Annotated in this window: 12 protein-coding genes and 2 pseudogenes; 6 read left to right on the top strand and 8 right to left on the bottom strand. The window is 68.7% G+C overall.

Annotated elements, in window-relative coordinates:
- The first annotated feature begins 8 nt into the window (after nt 1-8).
- Together ACYVHG_RS09775 and ACYVHG_RS09770 are read left to right on the top strand one after the other, a co-directional pair.
- Nucleotides 9-929 (top strand): LysR family transcriptional regulator, encoded by a 921-nt coding sequence (locus ACYVHG_RS09775; protein ID WP_461167245.1) that lies wholly within the window; start codon nt 9-11, stop codon nt 927-929.
- Nucleotides 930-944: 15 nt separating this feature from the next.
- On the top strand, nt 945-4,202 hold the full coding sequence (locus ACYVHG_RS09770) for an SNF2-related protein (RefSeq protein WP_461167641.1): 3,258 nt from the start codon (nt 945-947) through the stop codon (nt 4,200-4,202).
- A gap of 14 nt (nt 4,203-4,216) precedes the next feature.
- Here the strand turns inward: ACYVHG_RS09770 and ACYVHG_RS09765 are convergent, their stop codons facing one another.
- Nucleotides 4,217-4,804, bottom strand: a complete 588-nt coding sequence (locus ACYVHG_RS09765) for a TIGR03086 family metal-binding protein (protein WP_461167244.1) — start codon at nt 4,802-4,804, stop codon at nt 4,217-4,219.
- Between the two features lie 63 nt (nt 4,805-4,867).
- On the opposite strand from ACYVHG_RS09765, the gene ACYVHG_RS09760 reads away from it, so the two are divergent.
- From ACYVHG_RS09760 to ACYVHG_RS09745, 4 genes are read left to right on the top strand one after another with little or no spacing between them, the layout of a single operon-like run.
- The gene (locus ACYVHG_RS09760; protein ID WP_461167243.1) at nt 4,868-5,626 is read left to right on the top strand and encodes a helix-turn-helix transcriptional regulator; all 759 of its coding nucleotides are present in this window, start codon (nt 4,868-4,870) and stop codon (nt 5,624-5,626) included.
- 56 nt (nt 5,627-5,682) lie between these two features.
- Entirely contained in the window at nt 5,683-6,549 is an 867-nt protein-coding gene (locus ACYVHG_RS09755) for a glycosyltransferase family 2 protein (RefSeq protein WP_461167242.1), read from the top strand.
- A complete protein-coding gene (locus ACYVHG_RS09750) occupies nt 6,546-7,163 on the top strand; it encodes a VC0807 family protein (RefSeq protein ID WP_461167241.1) in 618 nt (205 codons plus the stop codon). The genes ACYVHG_RS09755 and ACYVHG_RS09750 overlap by 4 nt, the downstream gene beginning before the upstream one ends.
- A gap of 28 nt (nt 7,164-7,191) precedes the next feature.
- A complete protein-coding gene (locus ACYVHG_RS09745; protein WP_461167240.1) occupies nt 7,192-7,566 on the top strand; it encodes a YccF domain-containing protein in 375 nt (124 codons plus the stop codon).
- Nucleotides 7,567-7,584: 18 nt separating this feature from the next.
- On the opposite strand, the gene ACYVHG_RS09740 is transcribed toward ACYVHG_RS09745, so the two are convergent.
- The 7 genes and pseudogenes from ACYVHG_RS09740 to ACYVHG_RS09710 all read right to left on the bottom strand — a co-directional run.
- Entirely contained in the window at nt 7,585-8,001 is a 417-nt protein-coding gene (locus tag ACYVHG_RS09740) for a DoxX family protein (RefSeq protein WP_461167239.1), read from the bottom strand.
- Nucleotides 8,002-8,174: 173 nt separating this feature from the next.
- Nucleotides 8,175-12,131 carry a DNA-directed RNA polymerase subunit beta' gene (locus ACYVHG_RS09735; RefSeq protein ID WP_461167238.1) on the bottom strand — a complete coding sequence of 1,319 codons (3,957 nt, stop codon included), beginning with the start codon at nt 12,129-12,131 and terminating at the stop codon, nt 8,175-8,177.
- 27 nt (nt 12,132-12,158) lie between these two features.
- Nucleotides 12,159-15,709 (bottom strand): annotated as a pseudogene (rpoB, locus tag ACYVHG_RS09730) (DNA-directed RNA polymerase subunit beta).
- Between the two features lie 454 nt (nt 15,710-16,163).
- On the bottom strand, nt 16,164-17,402 hold the full coding sequence (locus ACYVHG_RS09725) for an ABC transporter ATP-binding protein (RefSeq protein ID WP_461167237.1): 1,239 nt from the start codon (nt 17,400-17,402) through the stop codon (nt 16,164-16,166).
- 164 nt (nt 17,403-17,566) lie between these two features.
- Nucleotides 17,567-17,962, bottom strand: a complete 396-nt coding sequence (gene rplL, locus ACYVHG_RS09720; RefSeq protein WP_461167236.1) for a 50S ribosomal protein L7/L12 — start codon at nt 17,960-17,962, stop codon at nt 17,567-17,569.
- 99 nt (nt 17,963-18,061) lie between these two features.
- The gene (rplJ, locus tag ACYVHG_RS09715; protein WP_461167235.1) at nt 18,062-18,592 is read right to left on the bottom strand and encodes a 50S ribosomal protein L10; all 531 of its coding nucleotides are present in this window, start codon (nt 18,590-18,592) and stop codon (nt 18,062-18,064) included.
- Between the two features lie 317 nt (nt 18,593-18,909).
- Nucleotides 18,910-19,365, bottom strand: a pseudogene (locus ACYVHG_RS09710) (TIGR04338 family metallohydrolase); the annotation flags it as partial.
- Between the last annotated feature and the right edge of the window lie 2 nt (nt 19,366-19,367).

Genomic DNA, 19,367 nt, shown 5'->3' with positions numbered 1-19,367 from the left:
CTGCATTGATGCACACACCTGACCCGAGCGCCGACGGCCTGCTCACCCTGCTCGCGGTCGCCCGCACCGGCCGGTACACCACCGCCGCCGACCTGCTCGGCATCAACCACACCACCGCCTCACGCCGGGTGGCCGCACTGGAACAGGCTCTCGGCGGCCCCCTGCTGGCCCGCGGGCCGGGCGGCTGGGAACTGACCGACCTCGGCCGCACGGCGGTCTCCGCGGGCGAGCGGATCGAGTCGGTGCTGCAGGAGCTGGATGCCGATACCGATCACGAGCTGCGCGGCAAGGTGCGGATCGCGGCCACCGACGGTTTCAGCGCCCGTGTGGTGGCGCCGGCGATCGCCGAACTGGGCCGGGCGCATCCGCGGCTGTCCGTGGACCTGCTGACGGTGACCAGACGGGCACCGTCGACCCGCTCCGGGGTCGACATCGAGGTGGTGGTGGGACGGCCCCGCACGTTCCGGGTGCAGCCGGTGCACCTCGCCCCGTACCGGCTCGGGTTGTACGGCTCCCGCGAGTACCTGACCGCCGAGGGGACGCCGCGCCGGCGCGCGGACCTGGCCGGGCGGCCGCTGGTCTACTTCATCGACTCACTGCTCACGGTCGACGATCTGGACCAGGCCCGGGTGCTGGTCCCGGAGATGTCCGATCGGCTCAGTTCCACCAATGTGCTGGTGCACGTCGAGGCCACCTGCGCCGGAGCCGGGCTGGGTCTGCTCCCCTGCTTCCTGGCCGACGCCCGGCCGGAGCTGGTGCGGGTGCTGCCCGGCGAGGTCTCGGTGGAGTTGGAGTACTGGATGGTGGTGCGCCCGGAGGCCGAGCGCCGCCGCGAGGTGGCCGCCGTGGCCGCGGCACTGCGCGCACAGGCCACCGCCAGCCGCGGTGCACTCCTCGGTGAACCGGAGCCGCGGCCCGAAGCGCGGTAGACTGTCCGCTTGACCATGAGCGCATCGACGTCCAGTGGCGGGCCCTCGTTCACCCCCGAGAGCCTGACCGGATTCTTCGGGGGCCCTACCGTGCGTCGCGCGGGCGAGTACGTGGGCACCGGACTGATCGGCGACCTGGAATGGGACGACGAGAAGCGCCAGGTGACCGGCGTGGTGGCCGGCACCCGGGAGTACGACGCGCAGGTGTGGATCGAACCCGGCGCCCGCGGCTGGCGGCCGGTGCGCAGCCTGTGCACCTGCCCGGTCGCACTGAACTGCAAGCACGGCGCCGCGCTGCTCCTGGAACTGACCACCGAGGACGTCGAGGACGGCATCGTCGAACAGCCCGACCCGTGGGAGCGCCAGCTCGAAGCACTGCTGCCGGAGACGCCGCGCACCGGCGCAGCGGTGCTGCCGGTGGCGCTGCAGTTCGAGGTGGACGGCCGGGGCGTGGTCTCCGGGCAGCGGCTGCAGGTGCGCCTGGCCACCCCGGGTATGCGTGAGGGCACCTGGGTGGCCGGGGACGTGCGCTGGCGCACCATCGCCTCGGCGCCGCGGATCGCGACCGCGCACCGGGACGTGCTGGCGCCGCTGGCCCAGCTGATCACCTGGTCGCTGTACGGCGTCGATTCCTGGGCCGACCTGGGCATGGTCGACACGCCGCTGCTGTGGGACCAGCTGCGGGTGATCCGCGACGCCGGAGTGCCGATGCTCACCAAGAAGGCCAAGGGCGCCGTCGTGCTCGGCGGTCCGACCCGACTGGGGTTGGTGGCCCGGGACGTCGGCGGGGCGGTCGAGCTGGACCGGGAGGTCGATTTCGGTGACGGCCCGCGGCCGTTCACCGGCGGGCTGCTCGGTGCGCACCGCGCGCTCGGCGTCTTCCAGCAGGACGACGAGGTGCTGCGGCTCGCCCCGCTCGACCCGCCGCTCTCCGCCGCGCACACCAGTGCTCTGCGCCGGTTCACCCCGGTGCAGGTGCCGGCCGAGTCGGTGCCGGCCCTGCGGGAGAAGTACCTGCCGTACCTGGCGGCGGTGGCGCCGGTGCGGGATCCGCAGCGACTGGTCGGTGAGGTCGAGGTGCTGGGCCCGGAGCTGGTGTGCAGCGCGCGGTACCTGCCCGAGGCCACCGAGTTGGAGGTCGACTGGAAGTGGCGGTACACCGTCGTCGACCAGAACGGCACCGGCGAGGCCACCGATTACCCGCTCGGCCGCGAACCCGCGGGGATCGCCGACACCGTCGGCCAGCAGCGGATCACCCGCGCGATGGCGGTGGCGCTGCGCGAGGCGGACGTCAGCATCGACCATTCACAGGGCTTCTACCGGGGCACGGAGGCCGCGGTGTGGCTGGCCGAGGCCGCGCCGGTGCTGCGGTCGGTTCCCGGTGTGATCGTGGAGGTGACCGACGATCCCGGGTTCCGCTGGGCCGATTCGGACGCCTCGGTCGCGGTGCGGGTGCGCTCGGACGCCGGGAAAGGGGTCACCGACTGGTTCGATCTCGAGGTCGCGGTGGAGGTGGACGGTGAGGAGGTCCCGTTCCGGGAGGTGTTCACCGCCCTCGCCGCCGGCCACGACACCCTGGTGACACCCGGTGGGGTGCTGGCGCGGATCGACGGCGAGCGGTTCGACCGGCTGCGCGAGCTGATCGGCGAAGCCCGTGACCTGCCCACCAAGGGTGGCCGGCGACGCACCGCCGGGACCGGCCCCGGCCGCGCCGGTGACGAGAGCGGCCTGCGGATCAGCCGGTTCCAGGCGGGCCTGGTCGATGAGCTCGCGGGGCTGGCCGATGCCACCGATTTCGACGGTGACTGGTCGCGCCGGGTGGGCGCGCTCACCGCCGGTGACCTGACCCGGCAGCAGGCACCGTCGACCTTGAAGGCGGAGCTGCGGCCGTACCAGCGCGATGGCCTGGACTGGCTGGCGTTCCTCTACGACAACGACTTCGGCGGCATCCTGGCCGACGACATGGGCCTGGGCAAGACGGTGCAGACACTGGCGCTGATCTGCCGGGCGCACGAACGGGCGGACTCCCCCGCGGGCCCGTTCCTGGTGGTGGCGCCCACCTCGGTGGTGGGCAACTGGGCCGCGGAGTGCCGGCGGTTCGCGCCGCACCTGACGGTGGCCGCGGTGACCGAGACCTCCCGCAAGTCCGGGGCGTCGATCGCCACTCTGGTCGACGGTGCCGACGTCGTCCTCACCTCGTACACCCTGCTGCGCCTGGACGCCGAGGAGTACGAGGCGGTGAGCTGGGCCGGGGTGATCCTGGACGAGGCGCAGTTCGTGAAGAACCCGCGGTCGAAGGCCTTCGCGGCGGTCTCGCTGCTGGACCGCCGCTTCACCCTGGCGGTGACCGGCACGCCGATGGAAAACCACCTCGAGGAGCTGTGGGCGCTGACCGCGCTGACGGTGCCGGGCCTGTTCCCGGGGCGGTCGTGGTTCGCCGAGGAGTACCGGCGGCCGATCGAGCGCGGCGGTGACGACGACCGGCTGGCGCGACTGCGGCGGCGGGTGCGGCCGTTCATGCTGCGCCGCACCAAGGATCTGGTGGCCAAGGACCTCCCGGAGAAGACCGAGTCCGTGGTGCAGGTGGAACTGTCCGACGAGCACCGTCACACCTACGACCGGCTCCTGGCCGATCAGCGGGCGAAGCTGCTGGGGCTGCTGGACGATCTGGAGGGCAACCGGTTCGAGATCCTGCGCTCGCTGACCATGCTGCGCCGGCTCGCGCTGGACCCGTCCCTGGTGGACGAGGAACTGGCCGTCGAGGACGTGGCCAAGCTGGACTACCTGACGGACAAGCTGCACGAACTGCTGGAGGAGAACCACGCGGTGCTGGTGTTCAGCCAGTTCACCGGTTTCCTGCGCAAGGCCGCCGAACGGCTCGACGAGGAAGGCGTTCAGTACGCCTACCTCGACGGTTCGACCACGGACCGGACCTCGGCGATCGAGCGGTTCACCTCCGGCGAGGTGCAGGTCTTCCTGATCTCGCTCAAGGCCGGCGGTTTCGGCCTCAACCTGGTGCAGGCGGACTACTGCTTCCTGCTGGACCCGTGGTGGAACCCGGCCGCCGAGGCGCAGGCGATCGACCGGGCGCACCGGATCGGCCAGACCCGGGGTGTGATGGTCTACCGGCTGGTGTCCGCCGACACCATCGAGGACAAGGTGATGGCCCTCAAGGAACGCAAGGCGGCGTTGTTCGACTCGGTGGTCGGCGGCGACGGCGGTTTCGATTCCCGGCTCGCCGCCGCCGACATCCGGGCCCTGTTCGAGGACTAGAGCCGTAGCCGGGTTCAGGCCACCCAACCGGCGGAGCTGCGGCCGTTCCAGTTGGCCAGGCGCTCGGTGGGGCCGGCGCCGTCGCGGGGCTCGACGACCGACCCGAAGGGCACGTCCGGGAGCTCCCGGATCTGGGCCGGCAGACCGGCCTGCGCGACCGCGAGCACAGCCTCGGGCACCGCGCCGTCGGGGAACTCGGCGGCCTGCCCGGTGGCGACCGCGAGGTCCCAGCCGTGCACCAGGGTCTCGTTGACGTACATGCCCAGCGCCACGTTCCCCGCGACGACACCCCACGGCACGGTGACCTCGCGGTCGAGGGGCGCCGCCTGCCACGCGGCGAGGGCGCGCTCGCGGACGGCACCGTAGGCGTCGGCGGTGAAGTCGTCGGCGAGGAACGGCTGTCCCTCGACGCCGGCGGTCTCGGCGAGTGCGACGGCGCGGAGTCCGACGGCGCCGATGTGCTGTGCGAGCGTGCGGACGTCGAACTCGTCGCACGGGGTGGGACGGCCGAGCTGGTCATCGGAGAGCCCGGTGAGCAGGGACTGCATCCAGGCCGAAACGGCTGCGTACGCGGGACGGGGGTCAGTGGCTGAGAAGGTCATGACGGCGATTCAACCGCCCAAATATGACACCTCCTGTCATCTTGGTCTGCGATGCTGGCATCCATGCGGGCCGATCGACTGCTCTCCGTGCTGATGCTGCTGCGCCACCGCGGCACCATGACCGCCGCACAGCTGGCGGGCGAACTCGAGGTCTCCACCCGCACGGTGCTCCGCGACGTCGAAGCACTGTCGCTCGCGGGGGTGCCGGTCTACACCGATCGCGGCCGCGGCGGCGGTATCCGCCTGCTCCCCGGCTACCGCACCGACCTCACCGGCCTCACCCTCGACGAGGCCAAGGCGCTCCTGGCCGGAGCCCCCGTCTCCCCCGCCTTCGCCAGCGCCATGCGCAAGGTCGCCGCGGCACTGCCGGAGGCGCACCGCCGGGAGGCGGCCGCCGCCGCCCAGCGGATCCACGTCCGCCCGGACGGCTTCATCCGCAGCCCCGATCCGGACCCGTTCCTCGGTGAGCTGCACCACGCCGTGATCGACGGCCTGCGGATCCGCGCGGTGTACCAGCCGCGCGGCGGCGCACCGGCGCAGCGCACACTCGACCCCGTCGGGCTGGTGCACGCCGGGCAGGCCTGGTACCTGTTGGCACTGCGTGAGGGACAACGGCGCACCTATCGAACCTCCCGGTTCCAGCAGGTCACAGTGCTCGACGAGCCCGCGCAGCGGCCCGCCGAGGTCGATCTCGCAGCCGAGTTCGAACAGTCCCGGGCGTCGTTTCGCCAGAGCGCCGCTCCGCCGCCGCAGCGGTGTTGCTGCTGCGACTGCGCGCAGTGCGGGCCACCACGGGACGAGCAGCAAAACCAACCCCTGTGAGGGAACTCACCGGTCCTCACTCTGCCACGGCCTTTCGCTCGCCTTAGCATCGCCGCATGGCCGAGAACACCTTCGCAGTCGTGGTCCCCGCCTACAACGAGGGCGAGATCATCGGCGAGTGTCTGGAGCTGCTCCTGGCCCAGACCCCGCCGATCGACGAGATCATCGTGGTCGACAACAACTCGACCGACGACACCGCCGACATCGTGCGGGCGATCGCCCGGGCACACCCGACGGTACGGCTGATCCCGGAGACCCGGCAGGGCCTGGTATGGGCACGCAACACCGGACTCGACGCCGCGACCAGCGACGTCATCGCCCGGATCGACGCGGACACGGTCGTCGCCCCCGGCTGGGCGCAGCGCCTGCGCACCTTCTTCGACACCGAGGACGGCTGCGGCTTCGACGTGGTCTCCACGCTCGGCGAGTTCCGCGGCCTGCCCGGCCGGCGGCTGCAGTCGGCGCTGAACAAGTGGAACGATCCGCTCGGCCGCAACGCCGCCCGCGCCCAGGAGATCAGCTACTGCTTCGGCCCCAGCATGGCCTTCCGGGCCGACACCTGGGCCCGGATCCGGGACCGGGTGACCATGCGTCGCGACATCTTCGAGGACGTCGACATCGCACTGTGCGTCCAGGAGACCGGGGGCGCGTGCGCGCTGATCCGCGACGTGGTGGTGGAGGTCTCGCCGCGCCGCTTCTACAGCAGCGTCTCCAGTTACGCCACCTACGCCGCCTACCTGCCGCGCACCTTCCGGCTGCACCGTCGACCGGTGACCGCGGCGGCCCTGACCGCCGCACTGCCGCTGTCGATCGGTTTCCACGCCGTGCGACTGTCCATCCTGCGCGGGCTGGGTGCTCCGGGTGAGCGGTTCTCGGTACGGAACATGGTGCGCAGCACCGGCGAGGACAGGGTCCGGCCGTGAGGAAGCCGCCGCCCGCGATCCTGGGAGCGCTGCTGCCGGTTCTCGCCTACTTCGCCACCACTCGCCTCGCCGGGTTCTCCCAGCTGAACGGGGTGGTGACGGGGATCGTCGTGGGCCTGGTGATCGCTGGCTGGCGGATGCTGGCGACCCGGCAGGTGGGGCAGTTGGAACTGTTCACCACGCTGATCCTGGCGGTGTCGTTGATCCCGTCCCTGGTGACCGGCGAGCCGCGGATCGCACTGGCCGCGCAGGCGATCGACGGCTTCTTCGCCGCCGGGTACTTCATCATCTCCTCGTTCACCCGCAAGCCGCTGGTGGGCACGATCCTGGCTCCGATGTACGTGCGATTCCTGCGGGTGCCCGCGGATTCCTGGGACCGGTGCATGGCCGGTTCGGCGCCGTTCCGCGCCCGGATCCGGGCGATCAGCGTGATCTGCGCGATCACCGCGGTCACCGGCTCCCTGGCCGGGCTGTACCTGGCGCTGAACTTCCCGATCGACACCGTCGTCCTGGTCGGACCGCTGATCGGGCTGGTGCTGGTACCGCTGGCGCTGCTCGTGATCAAGCTCGCCGACAGTCCGCTGCGCAGCGAACTCCGGGCGGCGACGGCCTGAACCGGCTCCGGCCCGGCATACTGGCACGATGAAGCTGCTGCTGAACATCATCTGGCTGGTGCTGTGCGGATTCTGGATGGCGGTCGGTTACGCCGTGGCCGGCCTGATCTGCATGATCCTGATCGTGACCATCCCGTTCGGGCTGGCCTCCTTCCGGATCGCCAATTACGCGCTGTGGCCGTTCGGCCGCACCGTCGTCGACCGGCCGAACGCCGGCGCGGCATCACTGCTGGGGAACATCATCTGGATGCTGGTGGCCGGGATCTGGCTGGCGATCGGGCACATCATCACCGGTATCGCCCTGTGCCTGACGATCATCGGCATCCCGCTGGGCATCGCCAACTTCAAGATGATCCGGCTCTCCCTTTTCCCCCTGGGTTCGGAGATCGTCCCGGTCGCGTAGCCCGGGGGCGACGACCGCTCACCGGCCGAGGATCGCGCGGCGCAGGTCCGGCCGGCGCAGGACCATCGCGACCCAGATGAGCACGCCCACGTACACGCCCGAGAGCACGAACCCGGCGATCGCCTGTTCGGCCCGGAGGTTGCTCGCCACCGCGCCACCGAGGTACCCGGTGAGGTAGATGGCGCCGATCACCGCGGTGCGCGGGATGGTCCACAGCACGACGCCGATCAGCAGCAACACACCGATCACCAGGATGTGCTTGTCCTGGAAGCCGAGTCTCAGCGTTCCGTCGATCACCGCCTGCGGCTTGGTCAGCTTCCCGACCACGTCGAAGACCAGGAAGGCCCAGATCAGTGCGGTGAGCACCATCCCCGCGATCCACGACCTGGAGCGAGTACCGGTGGAGGTGGTGTGCGTGAGTTCAGCGGCGGTCATGGCGGACTCCTCGGCTTCCAGTGTGTACGGCGTGAACATCGCCGAATGTTCACACCGTACACACAGTGGAGCGAGGACGTCAACAGCCGGCGCCCGACCGGTCTCCGGACCGGATGACAGACAACGGCCCCCGACCTGTTCCCCAGGTCGGGGGCCGTTGTCAGCTACTCAGTTCACCGGTAACCGTCGGAGAATCCGTAGTCGTCGAGCGGCACCGCGGCACCCGACGGTGCGCCGAAGGCGCCCTCCGGGCCGTAGTACTGATCGTCGAAGGACGGCACCGTGTAGGCGGCCGCGCGGGCCTCCTCGGTCGGCTGCACCTGGATGTTCCGGTACTTGTTGATGCCGGTACCGGCCGGGATCAGCTTGCCGATGATCACGTTCTCCTTCAGGCCCACCAGCTTGTCGGAGCGGGTGTTGATCGCGGCGTCCGTGAGCACGCGGGTGGTCTCCTGGAAGGAGGCCGCCGACAGCCACGAATCGGTCGCGAGCGAGGCCTTGGTGATGCCCATGAGCACCGGACGGCCGGCCGCGGGCTCGCCGCCCTCGGCCACCACGCGGCGGTTCTCCGACTCGAACTCGCTGCGCTCGGTGAGCGAACCGGGCAGGAACTCGGTGGCGCCGGAATCGATGATCGTCACGCGGCGCAGCATCTGACGAACGATCGTCTCGATGTGCTTGTCGTGGATCGACACACCCTGGCTCCGGTACACCTCCTGGACCTCGTTGACCAGGTGCACCTGCACCTGTCGCGGGCCCATCACGCGCAGCACCTCGTGCGGATCGGCAGCGCCCTCGAGCAGCTGCTGACCGACCTGCACGTGGTCACCGTCGGCCAGCAGACGCTCGCTGCCGTCCTCGTGCTTGAACACGCGCAGACGCTGACGCTTGGAGATCTTGTCGTACACGACCTCCTCGCTGCCGTCGTCCGGCGTGATGGTGATCGTGTAGAACCGGTCGTCGTCCTCCAGGCGGATCCGGCCGGAGACCTCGGCGATCGGGGCCTTGCCCTTGGGGACACGGGCCTCGAACAGCTCGGTGACTCGCGGCAGACCACCGGTGATGTCGTCACCGACGCCACCCTGGTGGAAAGTACGCATGGTCAGCTGGGTACCGGGCTCACCGATGGACTGGGCGGCGACGATGCCCACGGCCTCGCCGATGTCCACCAGCTTGCCGGTGGCCATCGAACGGCCGTAGCACGTGGCGCACACGCCGGTGCCCGTGGTGCAGGTGAGCACCGAGCGCACCTTGACCTGGTCGATGCCGGCCGCCAGCAGCGCCTCGATCTGCGGATCACCGAGATCACGGCCCCGCTCGACGACGACCTCGCCCTTGGCGTCGACCGCGTCCTCGGCGAGGGTACGGGCGTACGCCGAGGTCTCGACGTGCGCATCGCGGATGATCGAACCGTCGGGCTGCTTCTCGCCCAGCGGAACGATGATGCCGCGGCTGGTACCGCAGTCCTCCTCGCGGACGATGACGTCCTGCGAGACGTCCACCAGACGACGGGTCAGGTAACCCGAGTCGGCGGTACGCAGCGCGGTATCGGCCAGACCCTTACGAGCGCCGTGGGTGTTGATGAAGTACTCCAGCACCGTCAGGCCCTCACGGAACGACGACTTGATCGGGCGCGGGATGAACTCACCCTTCGGGTTCGTCACCAGGCCCTTCATGCCGGCCAGGTTCCGCACCTGGGTCATGTTGCCGGTAGCACCCGACTTCGGGATCATCGTGATCGGGTTGTCGGCGGGGTAGAAGTCGTCGATCGCCTTACCGACCTCGTCCGTGGCCTGCTTCCAGATCTCGACCAGCGCATCGCGACGCTCACCGGAGGTGAGTGCACCGCGGGCGTACTTGCGCTCGATACCGTCGGCCCGCTCCTCGTAGCGGTCGAGGATCTCCTTCTTGCTGGGCGGAACCAGCACGTCGGACATCGAGACCGTCACGCCGCTGCGGGTCGCCCAGTAGAAACCGGCGTCCTTGAGCTTGTCGACGGTCTGCGCGACCACGATCATCGGGTACCGCTCGGCCAGATCGTTGATGATCACGGCCTGGCGCTTCTTCGGCATCTGCTCGTCCACGAACGGGTAGTCCGAGGGCAGCAGGTCGTTGAACAGCACACGTCCGAGCGTGGTCTGCGCCGTCCACGCCTGACCGCGCTGCCAGGCACCGTCGAACAGCTCCTTCTCGACCTCGGCCGGCGGACGCTGATCGGTCAGCCGGACCCGGATCGGGGCCTGGATCGACAGCTCACCCAGGTCGACGGCCATGATGGCCTCAGCCGGGCTGGAGTAGACGCCCTGCTCCGGCTGATCCTTGGCCGCGGGAACGTGATGGCCGAGAGCGTCGGCCTTCTCCGTGGTCAGGTGGTACAGACCGGTCACCATGTCCAGACGGGGCATGGCCAGCGGTCGGCCCGAGGCCGGCGAGAGGATGTTGTTGCTCGACAGCATCAGGATGCGGGCCTCGGCCTGCGCCTCCGCGGACAGCGGCAGGTGCACGGCCATCTGGTCACCGTCGAAGTCGGCGTTGAAGGCCTCACAGACCAGCGGGTGCAGCTGGATGGCCTTGCCCTCGACGAGCTGCGGCTCGAAGGCCTGGATACCCAGGCGGTGCAGCGTGGGAGCACGGTTGAGCAGCACCGGGTGCTCGGCGATGACCTCTTCGAGGACGTCCCACACCTGCGGACGCTGCCGCTCCACCATGCGCTTGGCCGACTTGATGTTCTGCGCGTGGTTCAGATCCACCAACCGCTTCATCACGAAGGGCTTGAACAGCTCCAGCGCCATCAACTTCGGCAGGCCGCACTGGTGCAGCTTGAGCTGCGGGCCCACCACGATCACCGAACGACCGGAGTAGTCCACGCGCTTACCGAGCAGGTTCTGGCGGAACCGGCCCTGCTTGCCCTTGAGCAGATCCGAGAGCGACTTGAGCGGACGGTTGCCCGGTCCGGTGACCGGACGGCCGCGCCGGCCGTTGTCGAACAGCGCGTCGACGGACTCCTGCAGCATCCGCTTCTCGTTGTTGACGATGATCTCGGGCGCGCCGAGGTCGATCAGTCGCTTGAGGCGGTTGTTGCGGTTGATCACACGACGGTAGAGGTCGTTGAGGTCCGAGGTGGCGAACCGGCCACCGTCGAGCTGGACCATCGGGCGCAGCTCCGGCGGGATCACCGGGACGGCGTCGAGGACCATGCCCAGCGGGGAGTTGCCGGACTGCTGGAACGCCGCGACGACCTTCAGTCGCTTGAGCGCACGCAGCTTCTTCTGGCCCTTGCCGCTGCGGATGGTCTCGCGCAGCGACTCGGCCTCGGCGTCGATGTCGAAGTTCTCGATGAGCTTCTTGATCGCCTCGGCACCCATCGCGCCCTTGAAGTACTCGCCGTACCGATCCTGCAGCTCACGGTAGAGCTTCTCGTCGACGATCATGTCCTTCGGGGCGAGCTTGACGAAGGTGCTCCAGATCTCGTCGAGCTCGTCGATGGCACGCTGCGCGCGGTCGCGGATCTGCCGCATCTCCCGCTCGCCGCCGTCCTTGACCTTGCGGCGGGCATCGGCCTTGGCGCCCTCGGCCTCGAGCACGGCGAGATCGTCCTCGAGCTTCTTGGCGCGGTTCTCCAGATCCACATCGCGCTGGTCCGCGAGCACCTTCTTCTCGGAGGTGATCTCGGCCTCGAGCGTGGACTGCTCGTTGTGCCGCTGCTCCTCGTCGACCTCGGTGATCACGTAGGCCGCGAAGTAGATGATCTTCTCGAGATCCTTCGGCGCCAGGTCCAGCAGGTAGCCCAGTCGCGACGGGACGCCCTTGAAGTACCAGATGTGGGTGACGGGAGCGGCCAGCTCGATGTGGCCCATCCGCTCACGACGCACCTTGGCGCGAGTGACCTCGACGCCGCAGCGCTCGCAGATGATGCCCTTGAAGCGGACACGCTTGTACTTACCGCAGTAGCACTCCCAGTCGCGAGTAGGTCCGAAGATCTTCTCGCAGAACAGGCCGTCCTTCTCGGGCTTGAGCGTGCGGTAGTTGATGGTCTCGGGCTTCTTGACCTCGCCGTAGCTCCAGTTGCGGATGTCATCGGCGGTCGCCAGACCGATCTTCAGTTCGTCGAAGAAGTTGACGTCGAGCACTTCTCTCCTTATTCGTTCGGTCGGCGGTTAGTTGGCGAGGTCTTCGGCCGAGGCGTTCTCGTTGCGCGAGAGGTTGATGCCCAGGTTGGCAGCAGCGCGCTCGAGATCCTCGTCGTCCCCGTCGGCCATCTCGATGGCGGCACCGTCGGACGAGAGCACCTCCACGTTCAGGCAGAGCGACTGGAGCTCCTTGAGGAGCACCTTGAACGACTCGGGGATGCCCGGCTCGGGGATGTTCTCGCCCTTGACGATGGCCTCGTAGACCTTCACGCGGCCCACCACGTCGTCCGACTTGATGGTCAGCAGTTCCTGCAGGGTGTAGGCGGCGCCGTAGGCCTGCATGGCCCAGCACTCCATCTCACCGAAGCGCTGTCCACCGAACTGCGCCTTACCACCGAGCGGCTGCTGGGTGATCATCGAGTACGGACCGGTGGAACGGGCGTGGATCTTCTCGTCCACCAGGTGGTGCAGCTTGAGGATGTACATGTAGCCGATCGACACCGGGTACGGGAAGGGCTCGCCGGAGCGGCCGTCGAAGAGCTGCGCCTTGCCGTCCGCCTGCACCATGACGTCGCCGTCGCGGTTGGGCAGGGTCGAGCCGAGCAGGCCGGCCAGCTCCTCGTCCCGGGCACCGTCGAACACCGGGGTGGCGGTGTTGGTGTCCTTGGGCTGGCTGTACATCTCCTCGGGCAGGGCCGAGGCCCAGTCCGGGATGTTCCCCTTCTCGTCGCGGACGTCCCAGCCGGTCTTGGCGACCCACCCGAGGTGGGTCTCCAGGATCTGGCCGATGTTCATACGACGCGGCACACCGTGGGTGTTGAGGATGATGTCGACGGGGGTGCCGTCGGGCAGGAAGGGCATGTCCTCGGCCGGCAGGATCTTGCCGATGACGCCCTTGTTGCCGTGCCGGCCGGCCAGCTTGTCGCCGTCCTGCACCTTGCGCTTCTGGGCCACGTACACGCGGACCAGCTCGTTGACACCGGGGGCCAGCTCGTCGTCGTCGTCGCGCGAGAAGACGCGCACGCCGATCACCTTGCCGGTCTCACCGTGCGGCACCTTCAGCGAGGTGTCGCGGACCTCACGGGCCTTCTCGCCGAAGATGGCGCGCAGCAGGCGCTCCTCCGGGGTCAGCTCGGTCTCGCCCTTCGGGGTGACCTTGCCGACCAGGATGTCGCCGTCGCGGACCTCGGCACCGATGCGGATGATGCCGCGCTCGTCGAGATCGGCCAGCACCTCATCGGAGACGTTCGGGATGTCCCGGGTGATCTCCTCGGCGCCCAGCTTGGTGTCGCGGGCGTCGATCTCGTGCTCCTCGATGTGGATGGACGTGAGCACGTCCTCCTCCACCAGGCGCTGACTGAGGATGATCGCGTCCTCGTAGTTGTGACCCTCCCACGGCATGATCGCCACCAGCAGGTTCTTACCGAGCGCCATCTCACCGTTGTCGGTGCACGGGCCGTCGGCCAGCACCTGACCGGCCTCGACCCGCTGGCCGGCGCTCACGATCGGACGCTGGTTGGCGCAGGTGCCCTGGTTGGAGCGGGCGAACTTGCGCAGACGGTGCGTCTTGCGGGTGCCGTCGTCGGCCATCACGGTGATGAAGTCGGCGGAGACCTCCTCGATCGCACCGGCGACGTCGGTGATCACCACATCGCCGGCGTCGACCGCGGCGCGCAGCTCCATACCGGTGCCGACCAGCGGCGACTCGCTGCGGACCAGCGGCACGGCCTGACGCTGCATGTTCGCACCCATGAGGGCGCGGTTGGCGTCGTCGTGCTCGAGGAACGGGATCATCGCGGTCGCGACCGAGACCATCTGGCGCGGCGAGATGTCCATGTACTCCACGGCCGAGACCGGGACGAACTCCACCTCGGAGCCGCGCTTACGCACGAGCACCTTCTCGTCGGACAGGCGGCCGGAGGCGTCGGTGGCCGCGTTCGCCTGAGCGATGTAGTAGCGGTCCTCCTCGTCGGCGGTCATGTAGACGATCTCGTCGGTGGTCTGGCCGTCGACGACCTTGCGGTACGGGGTCTCGATGAAGCCGAACGGATTGACCCGGGCGTACACCGACAGCGAACCGATCAGGCCGATGTTCGGGCCCTCAGGGGTCTCGATCGGGCACATACGGCCGTAGTGCGAGGGGTGCACGTCGCGGACCTCGAGGCCGGCGCGCTCACGCGAGAGGCCGCCGGGGCCGAGCGCCGAGAGACGACGCTTGTGGGTCAGGCCCGAGAGCGGGTTGTTCTGGTCCATGAACTGCGAGAGCTGGCTGGTGCCGAAGAACTCCTTGATCGCCGCCGAGACCGGGCGGATGTTGATCAGGGTCTGCGGGGTGATCGCCTCGACGTCCTGCGTGGTCATGCGCTCGCGCACCACGCGCTCCATGCGGGACAGGCCCACCCGGAGCTGGTTCTGGATCAGCTCACCGACGGTGCGCAGGCGGCGGTTGCCGAAGTGGTCGATGTCGTCGACCTCGACCGGCACCTCCTCGCCGCCGGGCACGGTCATGTAGGTCAGCTGCTCCGACGGTGCCTCGTGCAGACGCACCAGGTACTCGATCGTCGCGACGATGTCCTCCTCGGTGAGCACGAGCGGCTGGGTGCCGTCCGAGTTCGCCGGGAGACCGAGCTTCTTGTTCAGCTTGTACCGGCCGACGCGGGCCAGGTCGTAACGCTTCTCCTTGAAGAACAGGTTCTCCAGGAGGGTCTGCGCCGACTCCTTGGTGGGCGGCTCGCCCGGGCGCAGCTTGCGGTAGATGTCCAGCAGCGCCTCGTCGGTGCCGGCGGTGTTGTCCTTCTCCAGGGTCGAGCGCATGATCTCGGAGAAGCCGAAGCGCTCCAGGATCTGCTCGCTGGTCCAGCCCAGCGCCTTGAGCAGCACGGTGACCGGCTGGCGGCGCTTGCGGTCGATGCGCACGCCGACGGTGTCGCGCTTGTCGACGTCGAACTCGAGCCAGGCGCCGCGCGCCGGGATCACCTTGACGCTGTGCAGCGGCTTCTCGGTGGACTTGTCGATGGTCTCGTCGAAGTACACGCCCGGGCTACGGACCAGCTGCGAGACGACCACGCGCTCGGTGCCGTTGATGATGAACGTGCCCTTGTCCGTCATCATCGGGAAATCACCCATGAAGACGGTCTGCGACTTGATCTCGCCGGTGTTGTTGTTGATGAACTCGGCCGTGACGAACAGCGGAGCCGCGTACGTCATGTCCTTGTCCTTGCACTCCTCGATGGAGGCCTTGACCTCATCGAAGCGCGGATCGGAGAAGGACAGGGACATCGAGCCCGAGAAGTCCTCGATCGGGGAGAGTTCAGCGAGGATGTCCTCCAGGCCACCGGTGGGCTGAGCCTCACCGCGGGCCGCTGCCTTCTCGCGCCATGCGGGCGTGCCGACGAGCCATTCGAACGAATCGATCTGCAGATCGAGCAGCCCCGGAACGGGGAGAGGCTCGGAGATCTTCGCGAACGAGACGCGCTTGGGCGCCCCGGGCACCACAGCGTCGTTCTGATCGTTCTGAGTCTGGCTGGAGACGGAGACTGCCAAGATGCGTCCTCTGCTGTGACTAGTAACGTTGCCAAATTGTGCTGACGGCAACCCGCAGAGCAAACGCCCTCAAAAGCTGAGGCGGATATTCAGATGGGCAGGAGGCAGCCAGCGCAACGTCTAACGATAACAGAGTAATGACCGCCCCGCAAGAGGCAGTCCAGAATAAGGCCCCGGAAGGCCGGCGCGCAAGCATGACGCGCGCCCGATGTTCGAACATCCGCAGCACGGAACAGTGACCGGTCCGTGGCCGGCGGTTCGGCCCTGCGGCTGGCTGCCGGACGGGGCCGTGGGCGCCGATCACTGCGCTCACTTGGTGCTCACCGGACGCCGGGTACTGCGCGTCCTGCCGATAACTGTGACGGCAAAGTGCGCCCAGGTCAAGCGAAACCGCCGATTTCCTTCGAATACCCGCTGTGCGCGAGCGCACGGGAACCCCGGGAGGGTTCCCGTGCCGGTGCGGTGCGCTTCGTGGCGCCGGTCAGCGCCCTAGGAGCCGTAGGTACCGGAGGTGCCGGGGGTCTTGGGCAGGTGGTCGGTCGGGTTGTCGTCCGCCGCGGAGCGGGTCACCTGGTAACCGCTGGTCGGAGCGTCGTCACCGGCGTACTGCTGTTCGGTGGCGACGGGGACCGTCTCCGCGGCTCCGGCACCGTCGGGCGCGGCGACCGCCACCGGACGGGTCTCCGGCGCCTGGACCTGCTGGGCGGGCGCCTGCTGCGCCGGGGCGGTGGTGGCGTACTCGCCGTCCACATCGTCACCGAGGTCGCGACGGATCGCGAGCTGCGCGGCGGGCGGCAGGGTCGGCAGGATCTCGCGGACGCGGGCCTTACGACGCGCCTCGCCCTTGCGCGGGGGCATCCCGGGGGTCGGCTGCATCTGCGGGGCGATCTCGTCCGGGACGTCGACGCCACCGTCGGAATGGCCGGCCGCGACACGCGCCGCCTCCGCCTCCATCTGCGCGGAGTCCTTCTCCTCGGACATGCCGATCGGGCCGATCATGGAACCGGACAGGAACTGCTTGACCACCGGCTCCTCACTGGTCAGCAGCACCTCGCGGGGGCCGAACATGACCAGGTGCTTGAGGAAGAGCATGCCCATGTTGTCCGGGACGGTACGGGCGATGTTGATGTTGTGCGAGACGATCAGCGTGGTGCAGTCGATCTGCGCATTGATGTCCATCAGCAGCTGGCTGGTGTAGGTGGTGCGCACCGGGTCGAGGCCGGAGTCCGGCTCGTCGACCAGCATGATCTGCGGGTCCATCACCAGGGCGCGAGCCAGGCCGGCGCGCTTGCGCATACCGCCGGAGATCTCGCCCGGGAGCTTGTCCTCCGCGCCGATCAGACCCACCATCTCGAGCTTCTCCATCGTGATCTGACGGATCTCGCTCTCCTTCTTCTTCGTGTGCTCACGAAGCGGGAAGGCGGTGTTGTCGTAGAGGTTCATCGAGCCGAACAGGGCGCCGTCCTGGAACAGCACACCGAACATCTTGCGGATCTCGTACAGCTCCGACGAGGTGCAGGTGAGGATGTCGGTGCCGTCGATGATGATCTCGCCCTCCTCCGGGCGGAGCAGGCCGATCAGCGACTTCAGGAAGACCGATTTACCGGTACCGGACGGGCCGAGCAGAACCGAGACCTCGCCCGCGGGCAGGGTCAGCGAGACGTCGGACCAGATGTTCTGGGACCCGAACGACTTCGTCAGGTTCTTGGTAGTTACTTCGACACCCACTGCCCTCGGCCTTTCGTCGGATATCCGGGTGTGGCTCACGCCACAGCCGCTTCGAGCACATTACCCCAGGCGCGCCGAGCGGTGGTACCGGGTGGCCCAGGAGATGGTTACGGCCCCGTCGCACAGGGCGACGGGGCCGTAACAGCACTGACGTGCGGTCGGTCTTACTTGACCGAAACCGAAGCGCCGGCCTCCTCGAGCTTGGCCTTGGCGGCCTCGGCGGCCTCCTTGTCGACCTTCTCCAGGATCGCCTTCGGGGCGCCCTCGACGAGGTCCTTGGCCTCCTTCAGGCCGAGGCCCGAAACCAGCTCGCGGACGACCTTGATGACCTGGATCTTCTTGTCGCCGGCACCGTCGAGGATGACGTCGAACTCGTCCTGGTCAGCAGCGGCACCGGCGTCGCCGCCGGCGGCCGGGGCAGCACCGGCAGCCGCGACGGCGACCGGAGCAGCAGCGGTGACCTCGAAGGTCTCCTCGAAAGCCTTCACGAACTCGCTGAGCTCGAGCAGGGTCAGCTCCTTGAAAGCATCAAGCAGCTCGTCGGTGGTGAGCTTCGCCATGATTGGCGTCCTTCCTATCGTCTTGCTCGCTGATCCGCGAGGCAAGGGGTGAAATGGTCCCGTGGGCGGCGCCCGCGGGGGTTCGCTGGATCAGCGGTCTTATGCGGCGGCCTCGTCGGCAGCCTTCTTCTCCTGCAGCGCGGCGGCCAGGCGGGCCACCTGCGAGGCGGGAGCGTTGAACAGGCCTGCGGCCTTCGCCAAGTTGCCCTTCATGGCACCGGCGAGCTTGGCCAGGAGCACCTCGCGCGACTCGAGATCGGCGATCCGCTCGACCTCGGCCACGGACAGCGCCTTGCCGTCCATGTAGCCGCCCTTGATGACCAGGGCCTTGTTGTCCTTGGCGAACTTCTTGATCGCCTTGGCGGCCTCGACCGGCTCACCCTCGATGAAGGCGATCGCGGTCGGACCCGAGAACAGCTCGTCCAGGCCCTCGACGCCGGCTTCCGCCGCAGCGCGCTTGACCAGGGTGTTCTTGGCGACGGAGTAGGTGGTACCCGCCCCGAGCGAGCGACGCAGCTCGGTGATGGAACCGACCGACAGTCCGCGGTACTCGGTGACCACGGTGGCCGTCGAGTTCGAGAACTTCTCGGCGATCTCAGCGACTGCTTCGACCTTTTCGGCGTTTGCCATACTTCGCCTCCTCTCTACGTGTCATCCGTCGAGATGAAGGTTCGGGCCGGAAACGACGAGAACCCCGGCGCAGGGCGCACGGGGTTCTGTGAGTTCCGCACGCGGGCGTGCGGCCAAACCTCGTCCTCCTGCGTGGGTCGCCGGCTCTGGGCCGGACCTTCGACCGGGCTGATGCCCGGCGACCGACGGTCTTCGGTGGAACGATCCGGTTGACACCGGTTTCCAGAGGTCGAGAGTACCGGCTCGGTGCGGCATCTCCAAATCGCCGGGCCTCCCGAATCTGCGGGCGGTGTCCGCCGCGGGGGCCGGGCCGCGACTCACCCGATCCGGACGCCGGATTCGGTGTAGACGATGCGCAGCGCCAGACCGGCCGCTGGGCCCATCACCCGGGTCGCGAGTTCGACCAGCGCGCCGGTGAACGCAGGTCCGTGAGCGGGTGCGGCGAGATCGTGCCGCGCACTCACGTGGTGCGCGAGCTCGTGCAGGATCACCCACTCGCGCAGGGCCCAGGCACCGTCGCGCCCGGCCGGGACGGCGATCACCGGCTCGGGCACTCTCTCGTAGTGCGCTCCGCACGCACCGGCGCGGGCGCGCACCCGCACCGTCGCCGGCCCGAGCACCCGGTCCACGTAGGCCTGCACCGAATCGACCGAGGCGAACCGGGCCTCCGGCGGCAACGTCAACCGCACCCCGAAGACGTCGACGGTGCGGCCGGCACCGGCATGCTCGAACAGTCCGTGCACCAGTTCCTCCGCGCGATAGACCGCGGAGCGGG

It is taken from the genome of Tsukamurella serpentis (assembly GCF_054780975.1).
Note: the sequence above shows the minus strand (reverse complement) of the source record. Positions and strands in the feature narration are given on the sequence as shown.